This is a genomic window from Limimaricola cinnabarinus (assembly GCF_002723615.1).
In the GTDB taxonomy this organism is placed as follows: Bacteria; Pseudomonadota; Alphaproteobacteria; order Rhodobacterales; family Rhodobacteraceae; genus Limimaricola; species Limimaricola cinnabarinus_B.
The window spans coordinates 78,443-103,812 of record NZ_KZ304957.1; the positions used below are offsets into that span (position 1 = coordinate 78,443).

Annotated in this window: 27 protein-coding genes; 18 read left to right on the forward strand and 9 right to left on the reverse strand. The window is 67.3% G+C overall.

Going from position 1 to position 25,370, the window contains the following annotated elements:
• Positions 1–60 precede the first annotated feature (60 nt).
• Positions 61–1,029 carry a 4-hydroxybenzoate octaprenyltransferase gene (gene ubiA / locus CJ301_RS09130; protein WP_099276562.1) on the reverse strand — a complete coding sequence of 323 codons (969 nt, stop codon included), beginning with the start codon at positions 1,027–1,029 and terminating at the stop codon, positions 61–63.
• 12 nt (positions 1,030–1,041) lie between these two features.
• Here ubiA and CJ301_RS09135 point away from each other — a divergent pair, with 12 nt between their 5' ends.
• The 3 genes from CJ301_RS09135 to CJ301_RS09145 all read left to right on the forward strand — a co-directional run bounded on the left by CJ301_RS09135 (position 1,042) and on the right by CJ301_RS09145 (position 3,792).
• Positions 1,042–1,761, forward strand: coding sequence for a 16S rRNA (uracil(1498)-N(3))-methyltransferase (locus tag CJ301_RS09135; RefSeq protein WP_099276714.1), 720 nt, complete (start codon positions 1,042–1,044; stop codon positions 1,759–1,761).
• Positions 1,762–1,791: 30 nt separating this feature from the next.
• A complete protein-coding gene (locus tag CJ301_RS09140) occupies positions 1,792–2,307 on the forward strand; it encodes a hypothetical protein (RefSeq protein ID WP_099276564.1) in 516 nt (171 codons plus the stop codon).
• 114 nt (positions 2,308–2,421) lie between these two features.
• Positions 2,422–3,792: a glutamate--cysteine ligase gene (locus CJ301_RS09145; protein WP_099276566.1), complete on the forward strand. Its 1,371-nt coding sequence runs from the start codon at positions 2,422–2,424 to the stop codon at positions 3,790–3,792.
• 20 nt (positions 3,793–3,812) lie between these two features.
• On the opposite strand, the gene CJ301_RS09150 is transcribed toward CJ301_RS09145, so the two are convergent.
• From CJ301_RS09150 to CJ301_RS09165, 4 genes are all read right to left on the reverse strand, one after another.
• The gene (locus CJ301_RS09150; protein ID WP_099276568.1) at positions 3,813–4,124 is read right to left on the reverse strand and encodes a TM2 domain-containing protein; all 312 of its coding nucleotides are present in this window, start codon (positions 4,122–4,124) and stop codon (positions 3,813–3,815) included.
• 102 nt (positions 4,125–4,226) lie between these two features.
• Positions 4,227–4,832: a glycerol-3-phosphate 1-O-acyltransferase PlsY gene (plsY, locus tag CJ301_RS09155; protein WP_099276570.1), complete on the reverse strand. Its 606-nt coding sequence runs from the start codon at positions 4,830–4,832 to the stop codon at positions 4,227–4,229.
• Entirely contained in the window at positions 4,832–6,106 is a 1,275-nt protein-coding gene (gene pyrC, locus CJ301_RS09160; protein WP_099276572.1) for a dihydroorotase, read from the reverse strand. Before pyrC ends, plsY begins: the two co-directional genes overlap by 1 nt.
• Positions 6,103–7,059, reverse strand: coding sequence for an aspartate carbamoyltransferase catalytic subunit (locus CJ301_RS09165; RefSeq protein ID WP_099276574.1), 957 nt, complete (start codon positions 7,057–7,059; stop codon positions 6,103–6,105). The genes pyrC and CJ301_RS09165 overlap by 4 nt, the downstream gene beginning before the upstream one ends.
• Before the next feature lie 152 nt (positions 7,060–7,211).
• Here CJ301_RS09165 and CJ301_RS09170 point away from each other — a divergent pair, with 152 nt between their 5' ends.
• Entirely contained in the window at positions 7,212–7,985 is a 774-nt protein-coding gene (locus CJ301_RS09170; protein WP_173812341.1) for a potassium channel family protein, read from the forward strand.
• Between the two features lie 9 nt (positions 7,986–7,994).
• Here the strand turns inward: CJ301_RS09170 and CJ301_RS09175 are convergent, their stop codons facing one another.
• Both CJ301_RS09175 and CJ301_RS09180 read right to left on the reverse strand, forming a co-directional pair.
• Positions 7,995–8,354 (reverse strand): YigZ family protein, encoded by a 360-nt coding sequence (locus tag CJ301_RS09175; protein WP_099276576.1) that lies wholly within the window; start codon positions 8,352–8,354, stop codon positions 7,995–7,997.
• 46 nt (positions 8,355–8,400) lie between these two features.
• Positions 8,401–9,348: an L-threonylcarbamoyladenylate synthase gene (locus CJ301_RS09180; protein WP_099276578.1), complete on the reverse strand. Its 948-nt coding sequence runs from the start codon at positions 9,346–9,348 to the stop codon at positions 8,401–8,403.
• Between the two features lie 99 nt (positions 9,349–9,447).
• Here CJ301_RS09180 and CJ301_RS09185 point away from each other — a divergent pair, with 99 nt between their 5' ends.
• The 5 genes from CJ301_RS09185 to CJ301_RS09205 all read left to right on the forward strand — a co-directional run bounded on the left by CJ301_RS09185 (position 9,448) and on the right by CJ301_RS09205 (position 14,443).
• A complete protein-coding gene (locus tag CJ301_RS09185) occupies positions 9,448–11,145 on the forward strand; it encodes an acyl-CoA dehydrogenase (RefSeq protein WP_099276580.1) in 1,698 nt (565 codons plus the stop codon).
• Positions 11,146–11,191: 46 nt separating this feature from the next.
• Positions 11,192–12,232: an MBL fold metallo-hydrolase gene (locus CJ301_RS09190; RefSeq protein WP_099276720.1), complete on the forward strand. Its 1,041-nt coding sequence runs from the start codon at positions 11,192–11,194 to the stop codon at positions 12,230–12,232.
• Positions 12,229–13,191 (forward strand): N-acetyl-D-Glu racemase DgcA, encoded by a 963-nt coding sequence (dgcA, locus tag CJ301_RS09195; RefSeq protein WP_099276718.1) that lies wholly within the window; start codon positions 12,229–12,231, stop codon positions 13,189–13,191. Before CJ301_RS09190 ends, dgcA begins: the two co-directional genes overlap by 4 nt.
• Positions 13,192–13,253: 62 nt before the next feature.
• Positions 13,254–14,114: a D-amino-acid transaminase gene (locus tag CJ301_RS09200; protein ID WP_099276582.1), complete on the forward strand. Its 861-nt coding sequence runs from the start codon at positions 13,254–13,256 to the stop codon at positions 14,112–14,114.
• A 14-nt stretch (positions 14,115–14,128) separates the two neighbouring features.
• Positions 14,129–14,443: a DnaJ family domain-containing protein gene (locus tag CJ301_RS09205; RefSeq protein ID WP_099276584.1), complete on the forward strand. Its 315-nt coding sequence runs from the start codon at positions 14,129–14,131 to the stop codon at positions 14,441–14,443.
• A 2-nt stretch (positions 14,444–14,445) separates the two neighbouring features.
• Here CJ301_RS09205 and CJ301_RS09210 read toward each other — a convergent pair whose 3' ends face one another.
• Positions 14,446–14,775 (reverse strand): DUF1244 domain-containing protein, encoded by a 330-nt coding sequence (locus CJ301_RS09210; protein WP_099276586.1) that lies wholly within the window; start codon positions 14,773–14,775, stop codon positions 14,446–14,448.
• Between the two features lie 10 nt (positions 14,776–14,785).
• Positions 14,786–15,529 carry an N-formylglutamate amidohydrolase gene (locus tag CJ301_RS09215; RefSeq protein WP_099276588.1) on the reverse strand — a complete coding sequence of 248 codons (744 nt, stop codon included), beginning with the start codon at positions 15,527–15,529 and terminating at the stop codon, positions 14,786–14,788.
• Positions 15,530–15,694: 165 nt separating this feature from the next.
• Between CJ301_RS09215 and pyk the strand changes: the two genes are divergently transcribed.
• The 9 genes from pyk to mscL all read left to right on the forward strand — a co-directional run bounded on the left by pyk (position 15,695) and on the right by mscL (position 25,293).
• Positions 15,695–17,140, forward strand: coding sequence for a pyruvate kinase (pyk, locus tag CJ301_RS09220; RefSeq protein WP_099276589.1), 1,446 nt, complete (start codon positions 15,695–15,697; stop codon positions 17,138–17,140).
• Positions 17,141–17,271: 131 nt separating this feature from the next.
• On the forward strand, positions 17,272–17,472 hold the full coding sequence (gene rpmI / locus CJ301_RS09225) for a 50S ribosomal protein L35 (RefSeq protein WP_090114650.1): 201 nt from the start codon (positions 17,272–17,274) through the stop codon (positions 17,470–17,472).
• Positions 17,473–17,484: 12 nt separating this feature from the next.
• The gene (gene rplT / locus CJ301_RS09230; RefSeq protein ID WP_099276592.1) at positions 17,485–17,847 is read left to right on the forward strand and encodes a 50S ribosomal protein L20; all 363 of its coding nucleotides are present in this window, start codon (positions 17,485–17,487) and stop codon (positions 17,845–17,847) included.
• A 109-nt stretch (positions 17,848–17,956) separates the two neighbouring features.
• Positions 17,957–19,015, forward strand: coding sequence for a phenylalanine--tRNA ligase subunit alpha (gene pheS, locus CJ301_RS09235; protein ID WP_099276594.1), 1,059 nt, complete (start codon positions 17,957–17,959; stop codon positions 19,013–19,015).
• 4 nt (positions 19,016–19,019) lie between these two features.
• Positions 19,020–19,856: a toll/interleukin-1 receptor domain-containing protein gene (locus CJ301_RS09240; RefSeq protein WP_099276596.1), complete on the forward strand. Its 837-nt coding sequence runs from the start codon at positions 19,020–19,022 to the stop codon at positions 19,854–19,856.
• Complete coding sequence (pheT, locus tag CJ301_RS09245) at positions 19,853–22,246, forward strand: phenylalanine--tRNA ligase subunit beta (protein ID WP_099276598.1); 2,394 nt, start codon at positions 19,853–19,855, stop codon at positions 22,244–22,246. The genes CJ301_RS09240 and pheT overlap by 4 nt, the downstream gene beginning before the upstream one ends.
• 143 nt (positions 22,247–22,389) lie before the next feature.
• On the forward strand, positions 22,390–24,120 hold the full coding sequence (locus CJ301_RS09250) for a hypothetical protein (protein ID WP_162620480.1): 1,731 nt from the start codon (positions 22,390–22,392) through the stop codon (positions 24,118–24,120).
• A gap of 14 nt (positions 24,121–24,134) precedes the next feature.
• On the forward strand, positions 24,135–24,635 hold the full coding sequence (locus tag CJ301_RS09255; RefSeq protein WP_162620481.1) for a GNAT family N-acetyltransferase: 501 nt from the start codon (positions 24,135–24,137) through the stop codon (positions 24,633–24,635).
• Positions 24,636–24,843: 208 nt separating this feature from the next.
• The gene (gene mscL / locus CJ301_RS09260) at positions 24,844–25,293 is read left to right on the forward strand and encodes a large conductance mechanosensitive channel protein MscL (protein ID WP_099276604.1); all 450 of its coding nucleotides are present in this window, start codon (positions 24,844–24,846) and stop codon (positions 25,291–25,293) included.
• The last annotated feature ends 77 nt before the right edge of the window (positions 25,294–25,370 follow it).

The following is a 25,370-nucleotide window of genomic DNA, read 5'->3' on the forward strand; positions in this document are numbered from 1 at the left end:
CCGGGCTCCGGGGACGTGTTGCGACCCGCGCCTTCTAGGGCGCGGCCGCGGGCAGATCAATCACAAGGCCAGAGCGACGGCGGAAAACAGCACGGGCAGCAGCCCCGCGTCGCGGTTGGAGCGAAACAGTTTCAGCAGCCCCGCATTGTCCGAAGCATCGAAGCGCGACAGCTGCCAGGCCATGTGCCAGCCCATTGCCCAGGGCCCGCCCAGCGCCACCACCAGCGACAATACCGAGCGCTCGCGCGTGGCCAGCACGACCGCGAGCCCCATCAGCAGCACGGTCGCCACGAGAAAGCCGCGCAGCCAGGCTTTGGAGCGGTCGCCGAACAGGCGGGCGGTGGATTTCACCCCGATCAGCGCGTCGTCTTCGGCGTCCTGATGGGCATAGATCGTGTCGTAGAACAGCGTCCATGCGATGCCCGCGAAATAGAGCACCACCGGCGCCCATGACAGCGACCCCGCCAGCGCCGCCCAGGCCAGGAGCGCGCCCCAGTTGAAGGCGAGGCCGAGAAAGACCTGCGGCCACCATGTGAAGCGCTTGGCGAAGGGGTAGATCGCCACGGGCAGCAGCGACAGCACGCCGAGCCAGATCGCCGCCCAGTCGAAGGTGAGCAGGATGAGGAGAGAGATCAGCGATTGCGTCGCCATCCATATGAGCGCCTGCACCACCCGCACCTGCCCCGAGGGGATGGGCCGCGAGCGGGTCCGCGCGACGGAGCCGTCGATGTGGCGGTCGGTCACGTCGTTCCATGTGCAGCCCGCGCCGCGCATGAGAAAGGCGCCAAGCGCACAGCCTAGCGCGATCCATGCGCCCTCCCAGCCAAAGCGCCCGGTCGCGAGCGCGGCCAGCAGCAGCCCCCACCAGCAGGGCAGCAGCAAAAGCCATGTGCCGATCGGCCGGTCGGCCCGGCTCAGCCGCAGGTAGGGGCGCGTGGGCCGCGGCGCGAGCCGGTCCACCCAGTTGTTCGCCACCGCGTCGGCGACGGTTCCGTTTTCGGCCTCTGGCATCCGATCCGTCGCTTTCATATGGTCCGCCCCATGGCATCAAAAGTCCGGCTGTTTGTAGATCACCCCCTGGCCGAAGGGCAAACCGTTCCGCTCGAGGCGGCGCAGGCGCATTACCTTTCGGGCGTGATGCGGCTGCCCGCGGGCAGCGTCATCTCCGTCTTCGACGGGCAATCGGGCGAGTTCGACGCGACCGTGGCGCAGGCCAACAAGCGCGGCGGCACGCTGGAGATCGGCGCGAGGACGCGGCCCTTGCAGCCGCCGCCCGACCTGTGGTTGTGCTTTGCGCCGATCAAGAAGGCGCGCACCGACTTCATCGTCGAGAAGGCCGCCGAGATGGGCGCGGCGCGGATCGTGCCCGTGCTGACCGAGTTCACCAATTCCGAGCGGGTGCGGGTGGACCGGTTGCAGGCCCATGCCGTCGAGGCGGCCGAGCAATGCGGCGGCACTTATGTGCCTGAAGTGGCCGAGCCGGTGAAGCTGGCCAAGCTCCTGGAGGGCTGGCCCGAAGAGCGCCGGCTGATGTTCTGCGACGAGACGCTGGTGGGCGAAAGCGGCCGGCTGCCCGAGGCGCCGGGGCCATGGGCGGTGCTGATCGGGCCGGAGGGCGGGTTTTCGGAAAAGGAGCGCATGCGGCTGCGCGGGCTGGAGCAGGCGCATCCCGTCAGCCTCGGCCCGCGCATCCTGCGCGCCGACACGGCGGCGGTCGCGGCGCTGACGCTGTGGCAGGTCACGCTGGGGGATTGGCGATGAGCGGTGCGGCAGGGCGCGGGGCGGCCGCCCATGGCTGAGCTGCTGCGCCCGGAGGCGCGCGCGGCGCTGTGGCGCGGGCGCGAGGTGATCGCCGGGATCGGCGTGGCCGCGCTCGGGCTGTGGTGGGGGCTTTCCGCCTTCGGCATCCTGCAATGGCTGGGCTGGGGGCTCGTCGCGCTGGGTGCGGCGCTGGTGGCGGGCGGCGTGCAGCGCTGGCGCTTCCGGCAGGAGGGGCAGGGGCCGGGCATCCTCAAGATCGACGAGGGGCGCGTGGCCTATATGGGGCCGCTGACCGGCGGCACGGTCGATCTCGACGCGGTGCGCAGGCTCCGGCTCGACCGGCGCGCCCGGCCCGCGCATTGGCTTCTGGAGACCGGCGACGAGGTGCTGGCGATCCCGGTGACCGCCGAAGGGGCGGAGGCGCTGTTCGATGCCTTCGCGGCGCTGCCGGGGCTCAGGCGGGGCCGGATGATCGAGCTTCTGAACAGCGGGGCGGGGGATGTCGTCACCGTCTGGAGCCGGCCTGCGCGGCTCAGCCTCGTCTAGACCGCCCCCTGCATTCGCGCAGAGGCTCTGCGCACAACCGCGCGAGGCCTCCATTGACTTATGCCCCCATGCGCGACACCTGTAACCCCGCCTTGCACGATAGGAGCCACGCCCATGTCCATTCCTCAATCCGGCGGCGGACCGATCGAGCATCATTCCCAGCTGGCCGAATATCTCGCGAAGGGCTGCAAGCCCGAGGCCGATTGGCGCATCGGCACCGAGCATGAGAAGTTCGGCTATTGCCGCGACAGCCACAAGCCGCTGCCTTATGAGGGGCCGCGCTCGATCCGCGCCATGCTCGAAGGGCTGCGCGACCGCTTCGGCTGGAGCCCGGTCGAGGAGCAGGGCAAGCTGATCGGGCTGGAGCGCGAGGGCGCGAACATCTCGCTGGAGCCGGGCGGGCAGTTCGAGCTGTCGGGCGCGCCTCTGGAGACGATCCACCAGACCTGCGACGAAGTGAACCAGCACCTGGCCGAGGTGAAGCAGGTCGCCGACGAGATCGGCGTCGGCTTCATCGGGCTCGGCGCCGCGCCGGAATGGTCGGAAAAGCAGATGCCGATGATGCCCAAGGGGCGCTACCGGCTGATGACCGACTACATGGACCGGGTCGGCACGCATGGAAAGCAGATGATGTACCGCACCTGCACGGTGCAGGTGAATCTCGACTTCTCCTCCGAGGCCGACATGGTCAAGAAGCTGCGCGTCGCGCTGGCGCTGCAGCCCGTGGCCACCGCGCTCTTTGCCAATTCGCCCTTTTTCGACGGCAAGCCGACCGGCCTGAAATCGTGGCGCAGCCGGATCTGGCGCGGCCTCGACGATTCGCGCACCGGCATGCTGCCCTTCGCCTTCGAGGAGGGGATGGGCTTCGAGCGCTATGTCGAGTGGGTGCTCGATGTGCCGATGTATTTCGTCTACCGCGACGGCAAGTACATCGACGCGCTGGGCCAGTCCTTCCGCGATTTCCTCAAGGGCGAGCTGCCGGCGCTGCCGGGCGAGAAGCCGACCCTGTCGGACTGGGCCGATCACCTGACCACGGTGTTTCCCGAGGCGCGGGTCAAGAAGTTCATCGAGATGCGCGGCGCCGATGGCGGCCCGTGGCGCAGGCTTTGCGCGCTGCCCGCCTTCTGGGTCGGGCTGACCTATGACCAGGGCGCGCTCGACGCGGCATGGGACATGGTCAAGGGCTGGGACGCCGAGACGCGCGAGGCCTTGCGCGTCGCCGCCGCCGAGGACGGGCTGCAGGCGCGGGTGGGCGACATCTCCATGCACGAGCTGGCGCGGCAGGCGGTCGGGATCGCCGAGGCCGGTCTGAAGGCGCGCGCGCGGCCCGGTGCGGGCGGGCTGGTGCCCGACGAGACGCATTTCCTCAACGCGCTGAAGGAAAGCGTCGAGAGCGGGCGCACCCCCGCCGACGAGCTGCTTTCGGCCCATAAGGGCGAGTGGGGCGGCGATCTGGGCCGGATCTACGCCGCGCATTCCTACTGAGCGGCGGCCCCTTGCGGGGGTCAGCTCAGCGCGGGAAAGCCATGCGCCTTGCTGCGCCGCTCCAGCGACTGGCGCCGCGCAAGCGCGGCGTTGTGCCGCCGGACCATCGCCGGAAGCCGCGGCAGGTCGATCAGCAGCCACAGCGCCGTCACCAGCAGCCCGACCAGCGTGACCGCCAGCATCAGCATCATCGTCGCGCTGCCGCGTCGGCCCATGTAGAAGCGATGCGCCCCGAAGGGGCCGAGAAACACCGCCAGCAGCATGGCCGTGGAGAGCGTCTTGTGCCCCTGCGGTGCCGCGCCTTCGCTGTCATCCCGTGAAAAATCGGACATCGTCGCTCAACCTGAAATACCGCTCGGCCCGCCCCGAAAGGCGCGACATGATGTAGCATCCCCCCTCCTTCAGGGTAATGCAATGGGCCGGGGGTCTGGGGCCTATTTCGCGCCGATCTTCGGCTCCGTCCCGGCGCGCAGCCGCAGGATGTTGGCGGCGTGGCGGGCATAGAGGATGAGCGCCAGCACCAGGCTCAGGATCACGATCCGCCCGTCGCCCAGGAGAAGCGACCACAGCGGCGCGAGACCGGCGGCGAGCAATGCCGCGAGCGAGGAGTAGCGAAAGGCGAAGGCCGCGGCGAGCCACGTGGCGCAGGCGGCGAGCCCCACGGGCCAGCTCAGCGCGATCAGCAGGCCGAGATTGGTGGCCACCCCCTTGCCGCCGCGAAACCTCAGCCAGACCGGGTAGCAATGGCCCGCGAAGGCCGCGGCCCCCGCGATCTGTGCCGCGTCCTCGGCGGCAAAGATCCGCGCGAGGATCACCGCGGCGATCGCCTTGCCCGCATCGAGAAGCAGCGTCGCGATGGCCGCCGGTTTCGAGCCGGTGCGCAGCACGTTGGTCGCGCCGATATTGCCCGAGCCGATGGCGCGCACGTCGCCCAGCCCCATGGCCTTGGTGATCAGGATGCCGAAGGGGATGGAGCCCAGAAGGTAGCCGATCACCGCCCAGAGGATCAGAAGGGTGGTCGGGCTTTCCATCAATGGCATCAGCGGCTCTCCGTCACGCTTCGACCTGCAACCCAGGTCCCGAGGACCTTGCCCTCCAGCCGCGCCCCGTCAAAGGGGGTGTTGCGCGATTTCGAGCGGAGTGTGGCGCGATCGAGCACGAAGGGGGCGTCGGGGTCGAACCACACCAGATCGGCGGGCGCGCCCTTGGCGAGCCGCCCCGTCTCCAGCCCCAGCCGCTTCGACGGGTTGAGCGACAGCGCCCGGAACAGGCCGGGCAGGTCGATCACCCCGCCATGCACCAGCCGCATCGAGGCGGGCAGCAAGGTCTCGAGACCCACCGCCCCCGAGGCCGCCTCCTCGAAGGGCAGGCGCTTGCTCTCCTCGTCCTGCGGGGTGTGCATGGAGCAGAGGATGTCGATCAGCCCCGAGGCCAGCGCCTCGCCCACCGCCTGCCGGTCCTCCTCGGCGCGCAGGGGGGGCTTCAGCTTGAAGAAGCTGCGGTAATCGGCGACGTCGAGTTCGTTCAGCGTCAGGTGATGCACCGAGACGCCCGCCGTGATGTCGAGCCCGTTGCGCTTGGCCCGCTCCAGCGCCGGAAGGGCGCGGGCGGTGGTGATCTGGTCGGCGTGGTAGCGCGCGCCGGTCATCTCGATGAGCGCGATGTCGCGGTCGAGCGCCATGCGCTCGGCCATGGGCGAGACGCCGGGCAGCCCGCGCAGCGAGGCGAACTTGCCCGAGGTGACGACCGCGCCGCTTGAGAGCCCCGGCTCCTGCACATGCGCCATGACCAGCGCATCGAGCGAACGGGCATAGGCCAGCGCGCGGGAGAAGACCTTGGTGTCGGTGACGACCCGGTCGCAATCGGTGAAGGCGACCGCGCCCGCATCCCTCAGGAAGCCGATCTCGGTCATCTCGCGCCCGTCGCGGCCCTTGGTCAGCGCCGCCATCGGCAGCACCCGCACCGGGCTGTCCTCGCGCGCGCGGCGCACCACGAATTCGAGCGTCTCGGGCGTGTCGATCGCCGGGCTGGTGTCGGGGCGGGTGACGATGGTGGTGACCCCGCCCGCCGCCGCCGCCCGGCCCGCCGAGGCGAAGCTCTCCTTGTGCCGCTCGCCCGGTTCGGAGACCTTGACCCCGAGATCGACGATGCCCGGCGCGAGGCAATGGCCACGGCAGTCGATCACCTCGGCCGCCTGCGGCAGGTCGCCGGTTTCGATCACGCCGGCGATGCGGCCATCCTCGACCAGCAGCGCGCCGTGCGTCTCGCCGCGCTCGGGGTCGATCAGCCGGGCATTGGTGAAAAGGGTGCTCATGCCATCACTCCGGTCTCGTCTCGGCCCATGCGCGCGTTGCGCGCCAGAAGATCCATCGCCGCCATGCGCACCGCGACGCCCATCTCGACTTGCTCCTGGATCACGCTTCGATTGATGTCGTCGGCGATGGTGCCGTCGATCTCGACGCCGCGATTCATCGGCCCCGGATGCATCACGATGGCGGCCGGCCTGGCGTGTGACAGCTTCGCGGCGTCGAGCCCGTAGCGGTGGAAATACTCGCGCTCCGACGGGATGAAGCCGCCATCCATGCGCTCCTTCTGAAGGCGCAGCATCATCACCACGTCGACATCGCGCAGCCCCTCTTCCATGTCGTCGAACAGCTCGACCCCGAACTCGGCCACGCCCGAAGGCATCAGCGTCGGCGGCGCGATCAGGCGGATGCGGTTCTCCATCTTGCCCAGCAGCATGATGTTGGAGCGCGCCACCCGGCTATGGGCGATGTCGCCGCAGATCGCGATGGAAAGGCGGTGCAGCCGCCCCTTGGCGCGGCGGATGGTCAGACCGTCCAAGAGCGCCTGCGTCGGGTGCTCGTGCCGCCCGTCGCCCGCGTTGAGCACCGCGCAGTTGACCTTCTGCGCCAGCAGGTCGACCGCGCCGGAATTGGGGTGGCGCACCACCAGCAGGTCGGGGCGCATGGCGTTGAGCGTCAGCGCCGTGTCGATCAGCGTCTCGCCCTTCTTCACCGAGGAGGCCTGCATCGCCATGTTCATCACGTCGGCCCCGAGCCGCTTGCCCGCGATCTCGAAGCTGGCCTGCGTGCGGGTCGAGTTCTCGAAGAACATGTTGATCTGGGTCAGCCCGGCGAGCACGTCGCGCGGGGCGCGGCCCTGCCGGTTGAGTTCGGCATAGCGGTCGGCGGTGTCGAGAAGCTCGGTGATCTCCGTGGGGTGCAGGGGCTCGATCCCAAGCAGGTGGCGGGCGCGGAAGGTCATGGGCAAGGCTCCGGGATGCTGCGCGGGCCTTATAGGACCGGGGCGGGCGCGGCGTAAAGCGGGGCGGGGCAGGCGCGGTCTTCGGATCGACAGCGCGGCGGGCGCGTGCAAGATGAGCGCCGCGCGCAACGCCGCCGCGCGAGGGAGGATGAATGCCGGGCCGCCACAAGAAGACCTTGCGAGAGCTCTACGAGGGCGAAACCCCGCGCGCGCACCGCTTTCGCTACTGGCTTCTGGGCTTCGATCTGGTGGCGATCCTCTTCGTCGTCGTCACCTCCTTCACCGCCTATGGCCCCTGGGTGCAGGTGGTCGACATCGCCTTCGGGGTGGTGATCATCGCCGATCTGGCGGCCCGGGTCTGGCTCGCGCCGCGCCCGTGGCGCTTTATGGTCTATCCCACGACGCTGGCCGATCTGGTCAGCGCGATCTCCTTCTTCGCGCCGCTGGCGGGCGAGGGCTTCGCCTTCCTGCGGGTGGTGCGGATGCTGCGGCTCTTGCACATGTACCAGATGCGCGCCCGGCTGCGGCAGGATTTCCGCTTCTTTCGCGAAAGCGAGCAGGCGCTGGTCGCGGCGACCAATCTGGGCGTGTTCATCTTCATCATGTCGGGCGTCGTCTTCGCCACCCAGCACCGCAGCAGCGCCGATATCGACAACTACGCCGACGCGCTCTACTTCACCGTGACGGCGCTGACGACGACGGGCTTCGGCGACATCACCCTGCAGGGCACCGGCGGGCGGATGATCTCGATCGCCATCATGATCTGCGGCGTCACGCTGTTCTTGCGGCTGGCGCAGGTGCTGTTCCGCCCGCTCAAGGTGCGCGAGCCCTGCCAGACCTGCGGGCTGACACTGCATGACGCGGATGCGGTGCATTGCAAGCATTGCGGCACCAACATCCATATCGAGACCGAGGGCGAGCTTTAGGGCGAGGCCCTAGCCGGTGGGTCCGGCTTGCGCGAGATAGATCCGCACCGCCTCCTGCACATGGCGGAAGCGGTCCCCGCCCAGATGCTTGCCGCCATACCAGCGGGTCACCACGATGATGTGGTCGTGCAGCGCCTCGCGCTCCAGCATGCGCAGGATCACCATGCCCGCGCCGCTTTCGCCGTCATCGCCCTTGAGCGGCGCTTGGGCGGTCAGCAGGCCCCAGCTGTTATGCGTGGCCTTGGCGAATTTCTTGCGACGTTGCAGCTCCTTGAGAAAGGCCCGGGCCTCGGCCTCCGAGCGGCAGGGCCCGCCCGAGACCGCGTATTTCGAGCCGCGGTCGCTGATGATGTTCTCGAACACATGCATGGGGTCGGCCTAGACCGCCGCCGCCCATGGATGCAAGCGCGGCGGCTCAGCGGCGCGGGGCCGCCGCGCGGCGCAGCCGGTCGTTGATCGCCCGGCCCAGACCGTGATCGGGGATCGGCGCCACCGCGATCCGCTCGGCGCCCAACGCGTCGAGCCGGTGCAGGCAGTCGAAGAGATTGGCCGCCGCCTCCACCAGATCGCCCGAGCGCGACAGGTTCATCTCCGCCCCCAGCGGCCCGAAGCCGAGATAGGTCTCGCCCGGCTCGGTCTCGGTGGCGTCGAGCCGCACCGTCCCCTTGGGCGCGTAATGCGACGACAGCTGCCCCGGCGCGCTGGGCGCGGTGGCGGGGGTGACGGGGGGCGGGGCGAGCGGCACGCCGAGGCAGGCCTCGATCGCCTCCGCCGGAAGACCGCCCGCGCGCAGAAGCGCCGGGGTCACGCCGGTGCAGTCGAGGATCGTCGATTCCAGCCCGACGCCGCAGGGCCCGCCATCGAGCACCGCCTCGATCCGGCCCGCCAGACCGGCGAGCACGTGGTTCGCCGTGGTCGGGCTCACCCGGCCAGAGGGGTTGGCCGATGGCGCGGCCACGGGGCGCGCCGTCTCGCGCAACAGCGCCTGCGCCAGCGGATGATCGGGCACCCGCACGGCCAGCGTGTCGAGCCCCGCCGTCACCAGCTTCGAGATCCCCGCATAGGGCCGGATCGGCAGCACCAGCGTCAGCGCGCCGGGCCAGAAGGCCGCGGCGAGGCGGCGCGCGGTGTCGTCCATCACGCAAAGCGCCTCGACCGCCTCGGCATCGGGCAGATGCACGATCAGCGGGTTGAAGCTGGGCCGCCCCTTGGCCTCGTATATCCGCGCCACGGCCTCGTCGTCGGAGGCATCGGCGCCGAGGCCGTAGACCGTCTCGGTCGGAAACGACACGAGCCCGCCCCGGCGCAGCATTTCGGCGGCGCGCTTGAGGCCGGTCTCGTCTGGGTCGAGGTGTCGGGTCATGACGTGGCGTCCGGGTTGCGGGGTCGGGGGGCGACGTATCAGGCTGCTGCAGCGATGGCGACCGGTTCCCGGCATGCCACGCGATGGAGGAGACCCGCAATGCCCTTTCACGCCCCGGTCGAGGATTTCCGCTTCCTGCTGGAAAAGGTGATCGGATTTTCCGAGGTGACGGCGACCGCGCGCCATGCCGAGATGACGCCCGATGTCACCGACGCGATCCTGACCGAGGCGGGGCGGATGTGCGACGAGATCCTCGCCCCGCTCAACCGCGCGGGCGACCTGCATCCCGCCCGGCTCGAAAACGGCGTGGTGCGCACCTCGCCGGGCTATGCCGAGGGCTACCGCGCCATCGCCGAGGGCGGCTGGGTCGGCATGGCGGCGGGCGAGGCGCATGGCGGCATGGGGCTGCCCATGGCGCTCGTCACCTGCGTCAACGAGATGATGGGCGGCGCCTGCCTCGCGCTGCAGCTCAACCCGCTGATGACGCAGGCCGAGATCGAGGCGCTGGAGGCGCATGCGGATGCCGAGCTTCAGGCGCTCTATCTTCCCAAGCTGATCTCGGGCGAATGGTGCGGCACGATGAACCTGACCGAGCCGCAGGCAGGCTCGGATGTCGGCGCGCTCAGGACCAAGGCCGAGCCGGACGGCGAGGGGACCTACCGGATCACCGGGCAGAAGATCTACATCACTTGGGCCGACAATGATTTTTCCGACAACGTCGTGCACATGGTGCTGGCGCGGCTGCCCGACGCCGTGCCGGGCACCAAGGGGATCTCGCTGTTCCTCGTGCCCAAATACATCCCCGACGCCGAAGGCCGCCCCGGTGAGGCCAACGCGCTGCGCGTGGTCAGCCTCGAGCACAAGATGGGCATCCACGGCTCGCCCACCGCGGTGATGGAATATGACGGCGCGAAGGGCTGGCTCGTGGGCGAGTCGCATGGCGGGATGGCGGCGATGTTCACCATGATGAACACCGCCCGGCTCGGCGTGGGCTCACAGGCCGTGGGCGTGGCCGAGGCCGCGACGCAGGCCGCGCTGGCCTATGCGCAGGAGCGCAAACAGGGCCGCGCCGGCGGCACCGGCACCATCGTCGAACACGCGGATGTGCGCGCCATGCTGGCCCGTATGCGGGCCGAGACCTTCGCCGCCCGCGCGATCACGCTGGCCTGCGCCAAGGCGATCGATCTCGGGCGCGAGGGCGACGCGGCCGCGCGGGCGCGCGCGGCGCTGCTCACCCCGATCGCCAAGACCTTCGGCACCGAGACCGGGATCAACACCGCCGATCTGGGCATCCAGGTGCATGGCGGCATGGGCTTCATCGAGGAGACCGGCGCCGCGCAGTTCCTGCGCGACGCGCGGATCACCGCGATCTACGAGGGCACCAACGGCATCCAGGCGATGGATCTGGTGGGCCGCAAGATGATGGATGGCGGCGAGGCGGCGCAGGCGCTGATCGACGAGATCGAGACGGTGGCCGAGGCGGCGCGGGCCGAGATCCCCGATCTGGCCGAGCCGGTCTGGCAGGCGGCCGAGACCATGCGCGAGGCGACCGAATGGCTGGTGGCGCAGCCGATGGCCGAGCGGTTTTCTGGCGCCATGCCCTATCTGCGGGCCTTCGCGCGGCTCTTGGGCGCGCATTACCACCTGCGCGCGGCGCAGGCGGGCGATGGCAAGCGGCGGCGGCTCGCGGCCTTCTACATCCAGCGCATGCTGCCCGAGCAGGCGGCGCATATCGCCGCACTCCGGGCCGGGGCGGAGCCGGTGATGGCGCTCGATGCGGGCGATCTCGCCCCCTGACGCATGCCGCTGGACGCGGGGCCGCGGCTGCGCCATCACATGGGCCATGACAGCAAACACGCGCGCCCCCGATCAGCCCTTTCCCGAACCGCCCGCACCGGGCACGGCCATCGAGACAGCACCCGGGGTGCTGTGGATGCAGCTGCCGCTGCCCTGGGCGCTCAACCACGTCAACGCCTATGCGCTCGACGACGGCGATGGCTGGACGGTGATCGACACCGGGCTCGACACCACGCGCATCCGCGCCGTCTGGGAGAGCCTGCTCACCGGGCCGCTGGGCGGGCGGCCGCTGCGCCGGGTCGTCGTCACCCATCACCATCCCGACCATGTCGGCCTCGCGGGCTGGCTGTGCGAACGGGCGGGGGCCGAGCTCGTGATGCCGCGCACCGGCTATCTGATGTCGCGGATGCTGCGGGCCGAGGAACAGAGCCTGCCGCCGCGCGAGGTGGTGGCGTTCTACAGGCGCGCGGGCATGGATGCCGAGCTTCTGGCGCAGCGCCGCACCGAGCGGCCCTTCAACTTCGTCGATTGGGTCGCGCCGCTGCCGCTCTCCTATACCCGCATCCGCGAAGGCGACCGCATCCGCATGGGCGGGCGCGACTGGAGCATCCGCATGGGCGAGGGGCACGCGGCCGAGCACGCGACTTTCTGGGAGGAAGGCGGCGATCTGGTGATCGGCGGCGACCAGCTGCTGCCCGGCATCAGCCCCAATCTGGGCGTGCAGCCGACCGAGCCCGAAAACGACCCCGTCACCGACTGGATCACATCCTGCGAAAAGCTCACTGCCTTCGCCCGGCCCGATCAGCTCGTCCTGCCCGGCCACAAGAAGCCCTATCGCGGCCTGCCCGCGCGGCTCGAGCAGATGGCGCAGGGCCACCGCGACGCGCTCGACCGGCTGGAGAGACATCTCGCCGTGCCGCGCACCGGCGGCGACTGCTTTGCGCCGCTGTTTCGCCGCTCGGTGACGCGCGACAGCTACGGGCTGGCCTTGGCCGAGGCGCTGGGCCATCTCAACGCGCTGGTGGCGCAGGGACGGGCCGTGCGCGAGATGGGCGATGACGGGGCATGGCGTTGGAGGGCCGCATGATCGAGATCCATGAGGAGAGCTTCCCGCTCGCCCGCGCCTTCACCATCAGCCGCGGCTCGCGCGCGGCGGCGCAGGTGTTGAGCGTGCGGATTTGCCGTGAGGGCCACGAAGCCCGGGGCGAATGTGTGCCATATGCGCGCTATGGCGAAAGCCTCGCCAGCGTGCGCGCACAGATCGAGGGCCTGCCCGAGGGCATCACGCGCCATGATCTGCAGGCGGCGCTGCCGCCGGGAGCCGCGCGCAACGCGGTGGATTGCGCGCTTTGGGATCTGGAGGCCAAGGCGGCGGGGGTGCCGGTCTGGAAGCTGGCCGGGCTAGAGGCGCCCAAGCCGCTCGTCACCGCCTACACGCTGTCTCTTGAGGCGCCCGAAGCGATGGAGGCGCGGGCGCGCGAGGAGGCGCATCGCCCGATCCTCAAGATCAAGCTCGGCACGCCCGATGACATGGCCCGGCTCGAGGCGGTGCGCCGCGGCGCGCCGGAGTCCACGATCATCGTCGATGCCAATGAAGGCTGGAGCGCGGAGGTCTATGCCGATCTCGCGCCGCATCTTTTGCGCCTCGGCGTGGCGCTGGTCGAGCAGCCGCTGCCGGCGGGGGAGGACGAGGCTCTGCTGGGCCTCGAGCGCCCCGTGCCGGTCTGCGCCGACGAAAGCTGCCACGACCGCGCCTCGCTGGCGGGCATGGCGGGGAAATACGACATGGCCAACATCAAGCTCGACAAGACCGGCGGCCTGACCGAGGCGCTGGCCTTGCGCGACGCGGCCCGTGCCGCGGGCTACGACATCATGGTCGGCTGCATGGTCGGCTCATCGCTCGCCATGGCGCCCGCGCATCTGGTGGCGCAGGGGGCGCGGATCGTCGATCTCGACGGGCCCTTGCTGCTGGCCGAGGATCGCGATCCGCCGATGCGGCACGACGCCGCCGGGCTGCACCCGGCCGATCCCGCGCTCTGGGGCTGATCCCTCTGGCATCGCGCCTCACCCTGCGGCAGAAGGGGCACGACAGCCAACAGGAGAGCGCCATGACCCGCACCGTCTATGTCAACGGGGAGTACCTGCCCGAGCACGAGGCCAAGGTCTCGATCTTCGATCGCGGCTTCCTGATGGCCGACGGGGTCTACGAGGTGACTTCCGTGCTCGGCGGCAAGCTGATCGATTTCGAGGGCCATGCGAAGCGGCTTGCGCGTTCGCTCTCCGAGCTTGAGATCCGCAAGCCGATGGAGGACGAGGCGCTCTTGGAGATCCACCGCGAGCTGGTCGCGCGCAACGATATCGACGAGGGCATGATCTATCTCCAGATCACCCGCGGCGCGCCGAACGACCGCGACTTCGTCTTTCCGCCCGAAGAAACCGCGCCGACCGTGGTGCTCTTCACCCAGTCGAAGCCCGGCCTTGCCGACAGCCCGGCGGCCAAGGAGGGCATCAAGGTGATCTCGATCCCCGACATTCGCTGGGGCCGCCGCGACATCAAGACGGTGCAGCTCCTGTATCCGTCGATGGGCAAGATGATGGCCCGCGCGGCGGGCGCCGACGACGCCTGGATGGTCGAGGAGGGCGCGGTGACCGAGGGCACCTCGAACAACGCCTATATCGTCAAGGGCAACACCATCATCACCCGCCAGCTCAGCCACGAGATCCTGCATGGCATCACCCGCGCCGCGGTGCTGCGCTTTGCGCGCGAGGCGCAGATGCAGGTCGAGGAGCGCGCCTTCACCATCGAGGAGGCGCAGCAGGCCGACGAGGCCTTCATCACCTCGGCCTCGACCTTCGTGATGCCGGTGGTGGAGATCGACGGCGCACAGGTCGGGCAGGGCGCGCCCGGCCCGGTGGCAAACCGCCTGCGCGAGATCTATATCGAGGAAAGCCGCAAGGCGGCGATCTGACACCGGAGCCCGTCATGGATCACCCGCTCATCGACCATATCAGCCGCGTCATCGCCAAGGCGGAGAAGGACGGCGCCTTCGACGACCTGCCCGGCGCGGGCAAGCCGATCGCGGATCTGCACGCGCCGGGCGACGCCGTGCTCGACCGGTTGATGCGCGAATCGGGCGCCAAGCCGCAGGCGGTCACGCTGAAGGCGGAGATCGCAAAGTCGAAGGCGCGGTTGGCAGCGCTGACCGGCGAGGAGGCGCGGCGCGAAGAGATGCGCGTCCTCGCCGAGCTCGAAATGCGGCTTTCCATCGAGATGGAGGCGGTGCGCCGCTACGGCTGAGATCAGCCCTCGCTCGCCTCGTGCTTTTGCGCCGCGTCGAAGGCGGCGCGGGCCTCCTCGCTTGCCTCGCGCTGGTGCTTTTCGCGCCACTGGTCGTAGGGCATGCCGTAATAGGCCTCGCGCGCCTCGTCCTTCGACATCTCGTGCCCCTTCTCGGCCGCCGCCTCCTGCACCCAGCGCGCAAGGCAGTTGCGGCAAAACCCGGCGAGGTTCATCAGCTCGATGTTCTGCACGTCCGGGCGCTCCTCCATCAGGTGCTTGCGCAGCCTGCGGAACGCCGCCGCCTCGATCTCGGTGCGGGTCGTCTCGTCGATCTCGTCGAGCTTGCTCATGATCGTCTCCTTACAGTCCCGTCTCGGCAAGTATGTCGCGCAGCGCCGGTGCCAAGCGGTCGGCCCATGCGATCTGGCCGTCCACCTCCTCGATCAGGTCGTTGCGCACCTCGATCAGCACGTTCGGACGGCCATGGCGCAGCGCGTGCCGGTCGATGGAATCGCCGGGCAGATGGCCCGAATAGGGCTCGTTGTCGCCGACCACGAGCCCGTCCTCCTCGCGCAGCCGGGCGATCAGCGGCTGCGCGAGCCGCGAATCGAGATGGCTGTGCAGGATCGCCGCGTGCCAGGGCCGGGGGCGGCGGCCGCGAAGCTGCGAGACATAGCTGTGGATCGCCACGATCACCGTGTCGTCGCGCCGGGCCGCCAGCTCGGCCAGGGCCGCGTGATAGGGCCGGTGCAGCCGCTCCAGCCGCTCTTCGGTCTCATGCGGGCCGGCATGGCGGTTGCCGGGAATGATCGAGCCGTCATAGAGCTTCATCAGCAGCGTGGGGTCGTCCTCGCCGCGGTTGGGGTCGATCACGAGGCGCGAGAATTTCGAAAGGATCGCCGGGGCGTCGAGCCGCTCGGCCAGCGCCTCGGTCAGGGCGGCGGCGCCCACGTCCCAGGCGATGTGGCGCGCCATGTCCGAGGCGGGCAGGCCCAGATCGCCGCCCGAGACCCAGTCCGGCACATGGTTGCTCGCATGGTCGCAGGTGACGAGCCAGCGGGAGCGGCGCTCTTCGCCGATGATGCGGTAGGCTTCCGAGGTCATGTGGTCTGCTGTTCTCCCCAATGGTGCGTCCCTTGTCTCGAGGGCAGTTGTGACATAGCCCGTTTTCGGCAATAAGGGCGCTCGAATGGCGCTGGTAGCGGTAACGGAGCCGTCTGCCCGCCCGAACTTATCGCGTCCCTGAGGACAGTCGAGAGGATCCCAACGATGAAGCGGCATCGCAATGTGAAAATCGTGGCCACGCTGGGGCCGGCGTCGAGCACCTACGAGGTGATCCGCGCCCTGGTCGAGACCGGCGCGGACGTGTTCCGCCTCAACATGAGCCACGGGGCGCATGACGAGATCCGCGCCCGCCACGCCATCATCCGGCAGGTCGAGCAGGATCTCGACACGCCGATCGGCATCCTCGCCGACCTGCAGGGGCCGAAGCTGCGCGTCGGCACCTTCGCCAATGGCGAGGAGGAGCTGGTCGAGGGCGCGGCCTTCCGGCTCGATCTCGACGAGGCCGAGGGCGACGCGACCCGCGTGCGCCTGCCGCACAAGGAGATCTTCGACGCGCTGGAGCCCGGCGCCTCGCTTCTGGTCAATGACGGCAAGATCCGGCTCAAGGTCAGGGATTGCGGCGCCGATTACGCCGATTGCGAAGTGATCGTCGGCGGCACCATCTCCAACCGCAAGGGGGTCAATGTCCCCGATGTGGTGCTGCCGCTGGCGGCGCTGTCGGAAAAGGACCGCAAGGATCTCGAATTCGTCTGCGATCTGGGCGTCGACTGGCTGGCGCTGAGCTTCGTGCAGCGCGCAGCCGATGTCGAGGAGGCGCGCGAGCTGTGCCAGGGCCGCGCCGCGATCCTGTCCAAGATCGAGAAGCCCGCCGCCGTGAAGGCCTTCGACGAGATCCTCAGCGTCTCCGACGGCATCATGGTCGCGCGCGGCGATCTGGGCGTCGAGCTGCCGGTGCAGAACGTGCCGCCGATCCAGAAGCGTCTCGTGCGCCGCTGCCGCGCCGCGGCCAAGCCGGTGATCGTCGCCACCCAGATGCTCGAATCGATGATCGAGAGCCCGATGCCGACCCGCGCCGAGGTCTCGGATGTCGCCACCGCGATCTATGAGGGCGCCGACGCGATCATGCTCTCGGCCGAATCGGCGGCCGGGCAGTACCCGATCCAGGCCGTGGCCACGATGGACAACGTCGCCCACGAGGTCGAGACCGACAGCACCTATCGCGACATCATCGAAAGCTCGCGCAAGGTGGCGCACAACTCGGTCGCCGACGGCATCGTCGCCGCGGCGCGCGAGATCGCCGAGACGACCAACGTCAAGGCGATCTGCTGCTTCTCGCAATCGGGCACCACCGCCTCGCTGGTGGCGCGCGAGCGGCCGCGCGTGCCGATCCTGGCGCTGACCTCGATCCGCGACACCGCGCGCAGGCTCTGCCTGACCTGGGGCACCAACTGCGTCGTCACCGGCGAGGTGGACCGCTTCAAGATGGCCGTGGTCGCCGCGGCGAACTGCGCCCGCGCGCAGGGGCTCGCCACCGCCGACGACCTGATCGTGGTCACCGCGGGCGTGCCCTTCAACACGCCGGGCAGCACCAACATCCTGCGCGTCGCGCCCTGCGACGAGCGGCTGATCTTCAACGCCGATCCCGAATGAGGGCAGGGGGGCGTCGAGCCCCCTTGCCTTGACCCCGCGCGCCGCCTATACGGCGCGCTCACCCCGCGCGTCCGGCCTCCTTGGCATGCCGAGGCACGCGGTCCCACCACCGTTCCGGAAGGGAGATGGAAATGCCGAAGATGAAGACGAAATCGAGCTGCAAGAAGCGGTTCAAGGTGACGGCCTCGGGCCGGATCAAGGCCGGCCAGGCGGGCAAGCGCCACGGCATGATCAAGCGCACCAACAAGTTCATCCGTGACGCCCGCGGCACCACGGTCCTCGCCAAGGCTGATGAGCAGATCATCAAGCCGATGATGCCCTACGCGCGCTAAGGAGGTCAGGACATGAGCCGCACCAAAGGTGGTACCGTTACCCATCGTCGTCACAAGAAGATCCTCGACCAGGCGAAAGGCTATTACGATCGCCGCTCGACGACCTTCAAGGTCGCCAAGCAGGCCGTCGACAAGGCCAACCAGTACGCGACCCGCGACCGCAAGAACCGCAAGCGCAACTTCCGCGCCCTGTGGATCCAGCGGATCAACGCCGGCGTCCGCGCGCATGACGAGCAGATGACCTATTCGCGCTTCATCAACGGCCTGGCGCTCGCCGGCATCGAGGTGGACCGCAAGGTTCTCGCCGATCTCGCGGTGCACGAGCCCGAGGCCTTCGGCGCCGTCGTCGACAAGGCGCGCGCCGCTCTGGCCTGAGGCCAAGCGACAGACTGAACGGAAGCCGCGCCGCCCCCCGACGGGCCGCGCGGCTTCTTGCGTTTCGGGACCGGGCTGCTAGTCCGGACCGGCAGAAAAGGGTGACGACATGGACGATCTTCGAGACAGGTATCTGGGGCTGATCGCCGAGGCCGGCGACGAGGCGGGCATCGAGGATCTGCGCGTGCGCGCGCTGGGCAAGAAGGGCGAGATCTCGGGCCTGATGAAGACGCTGGGCGGCATGACGCCCGAGGAGCGTCAGGAAAAGGGGCCGAAGCTCAACGCTTTGAAATCCGAGATCGCCGACGCGCTCGCCGCGCGCAAGGCCTCGCTCGCCGACGCGGCGCTGGAGGCGCGGCTCAAGACCGAATGGCTCGACGTGACGCTGCCCACCCGCCCCGCGCGCACCGGCACGATCCACCCGATCAGCCAGGTCACCGAGGAGGTCACCGCGATCTTCGCCGACATGGGCTTTTCGGTCGCCGAAGGCCCGCAGATCGAGAGCGACTGGTACAATTTCGACGCGCTCAACATCCCCGGCCACCACCCGGCCCGCGCCGAGATGGACACCTTCTACACCCATCGCGCCAAGGGCGACGACCGCCCGCCCCACGTGCTGCGCACCCACACCTCGCCGGTGCAGATCCGCTCGATGGAGCAGAATGGCGCGCCCATCCGCATCATCTGCCCGGGCCGCGTCTACCGCGCCGATTACGACCAGACCCACACCCCGATGTTCCATCAGGTCGAGGGCCTCGCCATCGGCACCGACATCACCATGGCGAACCTCAAATGGGTGCTGGAGGAGTTCCTCTCGGCCTTCTTCGGCAAGCCCGTGAAGACTCGCTTCCGCGCCTCGCATTTCCCGTTCACGGAGCCTTCGGCCGAGGTCGATATCCAGTGTTCGTGGGAAAACGGCACCGTGAAGGTGGGCGAGGGCGACGACTGGCTCGAAGTGCTGGGCTCGGGCATGGTGCACCCCAAGGTTCTGAAGAACGCCGGGATCGACCCCGAGAAGTACCAGGGCTTCGCCTTCGGCCTCGGCATCGACCGTCTGGCGATGCTGAAATACGGCATCCCCGACCTGCGCGCTTTTTTCGAGAGCGACCTGCGCTGGCTGAAGCATTACGGCTTCGCGGCGCTGGATGTGCCGACGTTGAGAGGGTAAGGGAATGTCTGTATTTATTAGCTATGCACATGCCGACAGGAGAGCTCTAGATCGCCTTCTTGTGCATCTCAGGCCACTAGTTAAATCGAATGACTTAAGTGTATTCTCTGATCTTGATATAAAAACGGATCAGGCGTGGCGCGAAGAGATTCGCGTTGCCATTGATCAGGCCTCGGTTGCTATTCTACTTGTTAGTGCGGATTTTCTGGCATCCGACTTCATTCAAGAACAAGAGCTTCCGAGTCTATTTGAAGGGCGGCGAAGAAAAGAGAAGAAGATTATATCAATCTTTTTATCTCACTGCTATATTGAGAATTCTCCTGAGATTGCAAACTTTCAAGCTTTCAACGATCCCAAAGCTCCGTTGTCTAGCCTCGGCGATACTGAAAAGGAGGAGTTTTGGTCTAGGGTTGTCGGGGAGGTCGCGCAAGTTTCCAAAGATTTCTCAGGAAGTTTAGATAGCGAAATCAAAGATTGGGATAATCTTCCTGAGTTGGACTACAAGAATGTTTTAGGTCAGAGACTGTTCTCTGGCGTAAGGGTGAGTATCCCAAGTTTGTTGGCCATCAGCAATCTATCGTCTTTGGATGGCTGTTCATTTGAAAATTGCTGGATTGAGGGTCCTGCGATTTTATGGGCTCCGATTATAAGTGCCACTAAGAACCAATTCGATGTTCCCGGCGGCAATGTGCAGGCGATGTTCCTGGCGCCCCGGAACGATTTTATTGTTGGGGTTGTTGGCGCTAGTCATCTGTCACTCATAGGTTGCCGAGTATCGAACGTTGGGTTCGTAGAGAAGGAGCCGAAAATAGAAAAAGCACTTAATGAGGCGGATAAATGAAATTCACCCTCTCCTGGCTCAAGGACCATCTCGACACCACGGCCACGGTGGACGAGATCGCCGAGGCGCTGACCGATCTCGGGCTCGAGGTCGAAGGCATCGAGAACCCCGCCGCCGCTCTCAAGAACTTCGTTCTGGGCAAGGTCGTCGCCGCCGAAAAGCACCCTGACGCCGACAAGCTGCAGATCTGCCGCGTCGACCTGCCCGGCGGCGAGGACCAGATCATCTGCGGCGCGCCCAATGCGCGCCAAGGCATCACCGTCGTCGTCGCGCGCCCCGGCACCTATGTCCCCGGCCCCGACTTCACCATCGGCGTCGGCAAGATCCGCGGCGTCGAGAGCCACGGCATGATGTGCTCCGAGCGCGAGCTGGGGCTTGGCGACGCGCATGAGGGCATCATCGAGCTGCCCTCGGGCGAGGTCGGGCAGAGCTTTGCCGACTGGCTGGCCGAGAACGATCCCGCCAAGGTCGATCCGGTGATCGAGATCGCGATCACGCCCAATCGGGGCGACGCGCTCGGCATTCGCGGCATTGCGCGCGACCTCTCGGCGCGCGGCATCGGCACGCTGAAGCCGCTCGAAGTCAACGCGGTGCAGGGCGGCTATGACAGCCCCATCGGCGTCGAGATCGCACCCGACACGCGCGACGGCTGCCCGATCTTCGCGGGCCGCCTCATCCGCGGCGTGAAGAACGGCCCCTCGCCGGACTGGCTGCAGGACCGGCTGCGCGCCATCGGCCTGAGGCCGATCAGCTTCCTCGTCGATGTGACCAACTACATCACCTACGACCTGAACCGCCCCCTGCACGTCTTCGACGCCGACAAGGTGGCGGGGAACCTGCGGGTGCATCGCGCCAAGGGCGGCGAGCAGTTCGCCGCGCTGGACGAAAAGAGCTACACGCTCGAACCCGGCATGATCGTCATCTCCGACGACAACGGCGTCGAAAGCCTCGCCGGGATCATGGGCGGCGCGGATACCGGCGTGACCGAGGAGACCACCAATGTCTTCGTCGAGAGCGCGCTGTGGAACCCGGTGCAGATCGCTCTGACGGGACGCGCGCTCAGGATTCATTCGGATGCGCGCCAGCGCTTCGAGCGCGGCATCGACACCGATTTCGTCACCACCGGCCTGCAGATCGCGGTGCGGATGATCGTCGATCACGCGGGCGGCGAGGCGTCGAAGATGGCGATCGCGGGCGCGACCCCCGACACCAGCCGCGCCTATCGCTTCGATCCCAAGGCGGTGACGCGGATCGTCGGCATGGAGATCCCCGTCAAGGCGCAGCGCCAGACGCTCGACCGGCTGGGCTTCCGGCTCGATGGCGAAATGGCGCATGTCCCCGCCTGGCGCTCGGACATCCAGGGCGAGGCGGATCTTGTCGAGGAGGTCGCGCGCGTGGCCTCGCTGTCGAAGCTCAAGGGCGTGCCGTTGCCGCGCCCCGAAGGCGTGGCCAAGCCGGTGCTGACGCCGATGCAGGCGCGGCTCTCCAAGGCGCGGCGGACGACCGCCGCGCTCGGCTATGACGAATGCGTCACCTACAGCTTCATCGACGCCGAGGCGGCATCGCTGTTCGGCGGCGGCTCGGATGCGACGCGGCTCGAAAACCCGATCTCCTCCGAGATGAGCCATATGCGTCCCGACCTGCTGCCGGGGCTGTTGCGCGCCGCCGCGCGCAACCAGGCGCGCGGGCAGGGGGACCTCGCGCTGTTCGAGGCGGGGCACGTGTTCTTCGGCGGTGAGCCGGGCGAGCAGCGGCTTTACGTGGCGGGGCTGCTGACCGGCAAGACCGGGCCCAAGGATGTGCATGGCGCCTCGCGCCCCGTCGATCTCTTCGACGTCAAGGCCGATGCCGAGGCGGTTCTCGCCTCCATGGGCGCGCCCGCCAAGGTGCAGATCCTGCGTGGGGGCGAGGGCTGGTGGCATCCGGGCCGCCACGGGCGGATCTGCCTCGGGCCCAAGAAGGTGCTCGGCGTCTTTGGTGAGCTGCACCCCAAGGTGCTCGCCGCGCTCGACGTGAAGGGCCCGGCGGTCGCCTTCGTGCTCTGGCCCGAGGAGGTGCCGCTGCCGCGCCAGACCGGCGCCGCGCGCCCGGCCTTCACGCCGCCGTCGCTGCAGCCCGTCGAGCGCGACTTCGCCTTCGTGGTGGATGCGCAGATCGAGGCGCTGACGCTGGTGAACGCGGCGCAGGGCGCCGACAAGGCGCTGATCTCCGACGTGCGCGTCTTCGACCAGTTCCAGGGCGGCTCCCTGGGCGAGGGGCGCAAATCGGTGGCGATCACGGTGCGGCTGCAGCCCACCGACAAGACGCTTACCGAAAAGGAGATCGAGGCCGTGGGCGCGAAGATTGTCGAGAAGGTGGCCAAGGCCACGGGCGGCGAGCTGCGCGGCTGATCGGGCGGATCAGGGACCTCGAAGGGGGCGGGCCGATGGCCAGCCCTTTGCAGTAAATGGTGCACGAAAACTTAGGTTGGCCAGATTTTGGCCAACCTTTCCCTCGATAGCCACGAAATGTGGTGGTGATCGAGGGAAGCTACATGAACGCGCTCACGAAGATTTCTTCGCCGGTCCTCCGGCGCAGGTTGCCGTTCCCGAGCTATGGGATCGACATCAACTTCTGCCGAAACCCTCAATGTGATCTCTTCGCAGAAGCACCTGATCCTTATGATAAGAGAGGGAAATCCTCAGCAGGAGTCAAATCCAACCAGCCTCGTGGTCGGGTAATCGGTTCTGGCGATGAGAAGACCTTCAAGTGCGGGGCATGTGGGCAGTCGTCGATCATTAAGAACAACAGTGCAATCGTCGAAGAATACCGTCGGCTACGAAATCGCTTCCGTGCGGCGCTCCCGCAAGATTCGTGTCCGAATAGGATGTGCGGCCATCATGGCCAAGCGCAGTCAGAGCATCCAACTTTTTACCGCAAGTCTGGACGCACTGCGAAGGGCGCGCAGCGATGGAAGTGCAAAGCGTGTCTAACTTCGTTTTCCGTAGGGTCCCGCATCCGGCGCCAACACCGCAGCACAGCGAATCGCGATGTGCTATGGATGATCACCAACGGGCTTCCGATCTCCAAGATTGCCGACTTTACAGGGCTCTGCCCTCGCGATGTCTATCGTAAGATCGACTTCATCTATGACCGCGTCGTGGATATCACCGCCCGGCGCGAGGGGATGTTCGAAGGGGTCAATTGGAGCAGCGTAGGTCGCCGCTTCGCGACCGACTCGCAGACGCTTCATCTAAACTGGCCGAATAAGAAGACCCGTGCTCAGATCGCCGTGCAGCACCTCTGCACAGCTCATGCTAACACGGGCTATATCGTTGCTGCGCACTTGGCGCTCGATCCAGCTGTTCATCTGCCCGATATCGAAGCGCGGATGACGACATCTGGGGACTTCGCCCGGCCGCGCGCATTTCGCAGCCAAGCGCGAGTGTGGTCAGAGACCGAGTTCAAGGCTTACCTCGATAAGATTACCCAGAATGTAGCTGTCCATCCCTTGGAGGCGCCTGACATCGACTTGGACCTCCAACTTCCGCACAGCGGGGCCCTTATGCGTCAGGATATCATGCAACTCGCCCATGCTTTCCTGCTGCGCCGTTTGCTGGGCAAGGGCGGAGAAAGGTTCGTATTTGTCTTGGATGCGGATTCCGGGCTCGCCCTCGCATTTATCTCAGCATTTGCCCCGTGGGTGAAGGATGGCACTGCCGATGTGGTTGTGGTGCAGTTTGACAAGCATAAGTCCAACGATCAACGCAACATGCTGGTGAGCGAAGGCAAAGTTGCTCTCGAACTGGCGACTGGCATATCGCAGTCTGCCTGGGCGGCCCTCGACTACCAAGATCGGCTCGACCAAACGGACGCGGTGATCGAAGCGATGATGCGAGGGATGCCACTCGGTGCTCCGTTCGAGTGGCCATTCCACACGAAGAGCGAACCGAGCAGACGTGTTCGGCTTCTCACGGACCGGCCCAGCATGGCGGCCGACCGGCGTGCGCGCCTGATGCGCCTCGCCACTCTCCGCAGCGTAGATGCTTACTTTCACAAGGTCCGATCGAACATTCGGTTCGCAGCTCGCCCAGCTCATACCCCGAGCGGAAACGGGCGTGCATGGGATCGCCACTACCTCTACAACCCTGAGACCATGACGAAGGTCATCGAGATCTACCGTTTCGTCCATAACTGGATGGGACCTTCGAAGACGAAGGAAACCCCCGCGATGAAACTCGGCCTTGCTCGCGGCAAGATGCGAGTGAATGAGTTCTTCGCCTAATAGAGGACCAAGGCTTGGCAGATCGCTTCACGGCCCTGAATATCGCTGCCCATCTGGATCGGGTGGCGGCCTTCTATACTGAGGCACCCGACTATTGGGTCCTGGCAGAAGGGAGCCATCCGGACCCCTACAAAAAGGCAGAGGAGTTCTTCACCGCTGGCGCGCCGGGGTGCGAAGTCGATCGCTCCCGGTTCTTGGGACTGTTCGTAGGCAGCCGGCTTTCCGGTCTGGCCGAGCTCCATTACGGCTTTCCCACGGACAGCGATGCCTATCTTGGCTTGATGATCATCGGGCCATGGGCCCAAGGTGCCGGGCGCGGAGCTGCGTTCTTATCTCGCATTGAAGAACTCGCGCGCTCAGACAGGGCTAAGAAGTTGTATGTGGGCGTCTTGGAGGCGAACCCCCGTGGTCGGGCGTTTTGGGAGCGTGAAGGGTTCTCTGCCACAGGGATCACCAAGGAAGACAACACGCATGGCCTCGACCATGTGCTGCATCGCCTCATGAAGCCTCTCTGAGATCAAAAACCGCAACCAATGACGCCTTGATAGCGACGCAGCCGCCGAGGTTTCGGCGGCTGCACCATTTACTGCAAAGGGCTGGGGCCGATGGTCCGCCCCTTTTTTCGTGGCCCATGGGTCGCGCTGGTCCGTCTTTGCGCGCCAAAGGCTGCGCCTTGCGCGCGCCGCACGCTAGGTTCGGGCCGAACCCAGCCAGGAGACCCCGATGATCAACGAATTCCGCACCTTCATTGCCAAGGGCAACGTGATGGACCTCGCGGTCGGCATCATCATCGGCGCCGCCTTCACCGCCATCGTCCAGAGCCTCGTGCACGACCTCATCAACCCGGTGATCGGGCTGATCCTCGGCGGCATCGACTTCACCTCGATGTTCATCGTGCTCTCGGGCGACGTGCCCCCCGGCAGCTCGCTGGAGGCGGCGCGCGAAAGCGGGGCGGCGATCTTCGCCTATGGCGCCTTCCTGACGGCGGTGATCAACTTCCTCGTCATCGCCTGGGTGGTGTTCCTGCTGGTCAAGGCGGTGAACCGGATCAAGGACGCGGCCGTCGATGAGGGCGAGCCGGTGCCCGCAGCCCCCCCCGCAGCCCCCAAGGGACCGACGCAGGAGGAGCTTCTGAGCGACATCCGCGATCTGCTGAAATCGCGCGGGGTCTGAGCCGCCACGCAGATTCTGTGCGCAAATACGGAGTTCATGCCTCTCATGTGCGCCCCTAGATGGGGCGCAGCATGACA

What these genes read in the sequence shown, in the direction of transcription:
- ubiA (WP_099276562.1), bottom strand. Translation starts at nt 1,029, where the DNA reads ATGAAAGCGACGGATCGGATGCCAGAGGCCGAAAACGGAACCGTCGCC.
- CJ301_RS09135 (WP_099276714.1), top strand. Translation starts at nt 1,042, where the DNA reads ATGGCATCAAAAGTCCGGCTGTTTGTAGATCACCCCCTGGCCGAAGGG.
- CJ301_RS09140 (WP_099276564.1), top strand. Translation starts at nt 1,792, where the DNA reads ATGGCTGAGCTGCTGCGCCCGGAGGCGCGCGCGGCGCTGTGGCGCGGG.
- CJ301_RS09145 (WP_099276566.1), top strand. Translation starts at nt 2,422, where the DNA reads ATGTCCATTCCTCAATCCGGCGGCGGACCGATCGAGCATCATTCCCAG.
- CJ301_RS09150 (WP_099276568.1), bottom strand. Translation starts at nt 4,124, where the DNA reads ATGTCCGATTTTTCACGGGATGACAGCGAAGGCGCGGCACCGCAGGGG.
- plsY (WP_099276570.1), bottom strand. Translation starts at nt 4,832, where the DNA reads ATGCCATTGATGGAAAGCCCGACCACCCTTCTGATCCTCTGGGCGGTG.
- pyrC (WP_099276572.1), bottom strand. Translation starts at nt 6,106, where the DNA reads ATGAGCACCCTTTTCACCAATGCCCGGCTGATCGACCCCGAGCGCGGC.
- CJ301_RS09165 (WP_099276574.1), bottom strand. Translation starts at nt 7,059, where the DNA reads ATGACCTTCCGCGCCCGCCACCTGCTTGGGATCGAGCCCCTGCACCCC.
- CJ301_RS09170 (WP_173812341.1), top strand. Translation starts at nt 7,212, where the DNA reads ATGCCGGGCCGCCACAAGAAGACCTTGCGAGAGCTCTACGAGGGCGAA.
- CJ301_RS09175 (WP_099276576.1), bottom strand. Translation starts at nt 8,354, where the DNA reads ATGCATGTGTTCGAGAACATCATCAGCGACCGCGGCTCGAAATACGCG.
- CJ301_RS09180 (WP_099276578.1), bottom strand. Translation starts at nt 9,348, where the DNA reads ATGACCCGACACCTCGACCCAGACGAGACCGGCCTCAAGCGCGCCGCC.
- CJ301_RS09185 (WP_099276580.1), top strand. Translation starts at nt 9,448, where the DNA reads ATGCCCTTTCACGCCCCGGTCGAGGATTTCCGCTTCCTGCTGGAAAAG.
- CJ301_RS09190 (WP_099276720.1), top strand. Translation starts at nt 11,192, where the DNA reads ATGACAGCAAACACGCGCGCCCCCGATCAGCCCTTTCCCGAACCGCCC.
- dgcA (WP_099276718.1), top strand. Translation starts at nt 12,229, where the DNA reads ATGATCGAGATCCATGAGGAGAGCTTCCCGCTCGCCCGCGCCTTCACC.
- CJ301_RS09200 (WP_099276582.1), top strand. Translation starts at nt 13,254, where the DNA reads ATGACCCGCACCGTCTATGTCAACGGGGAGTACCTGCCCGAGCACGAG.
- CJ301_RS09205 (WP_099276584.1), top strand. Translation starts at nt 14,129, where the DNA reads ATGGATCACCCGCTCATCGACCATATCAGCCGCGTCATCGCCAAGGCG.
- CJ301_RS09210 (WP_099276586.1), bottom strand. Translation starts at nt 14,775, where the DNA reads ATGAGCAAGCTCGACGAGATCGACGAGACGACCCGCACCGAGATCGAG.
- CJ301_RS09215 (WP_099276588.1), bottom strand. Translation starts at nt 15,529, where the DNA reads ATGACCTCGGAAGCCTACCGCATCATCGGCGAAGAGCGCCGCTCCCGC.
- pyk (WP_099276589.1), top strand. Translation starts at nt 15,695, where the DNA reads ATGAAGCGGCATCGCAATGTGAAAATCGTGGCCACGCTGGGGCCGGCG.
- rpmI (WP_090114650.1), top strand. Translation starts at nt 17,272, where the DNA reads ATGCCGAAGATGAAGACGAAATCGAGCTGCAAGAAGCGGTTCAAGGTG.
- rplT (WP_099276592.1), top strand. Translation starts at nt 17,485, where the DNA reads ATGAGCCGCACCAAAGGTGGTACCGTTACCCATCGTCGTCACAAGAAG.
- pheS (WP_099276594.1), top strand. Translation starts at nt 17,957, where the DNA reads ATGGACGATCTTCGAGACAGGTATCTGGGGCTGATCGCCGAGGCCGGC.
- CJ301_RS09240 (WP_099276596.1), top strand. Translation starts at nt 19,020, where the DNA reads ATGTCTGTATTTATTAGCTATGCACATGCCGACAGGAGAGCTCTAGAT.
- pheT (WP_099276598.1), top strand. Translation starts at nt 19,853, where the DNA reads ATGAAATTCACCCTCTCCTGGCTCAAGGACCATCTCGACACCACGGCC.
- CJ301_RS09250 (WP_162620480.1), top strand. Translation starts at nt 22,390, where the DNA reads ATGAACGCGCTCACGAAGATTTCTTCGCCGGTCCTCCGGCGCAGGTTG.
- mscL (WP_099276604.1), top strand. Translation starts at nt 24,844, where the DNA reads ATGATCAACGAATTCCGCACCTTCATTGCCAAGGGCAACGTGATGGAC.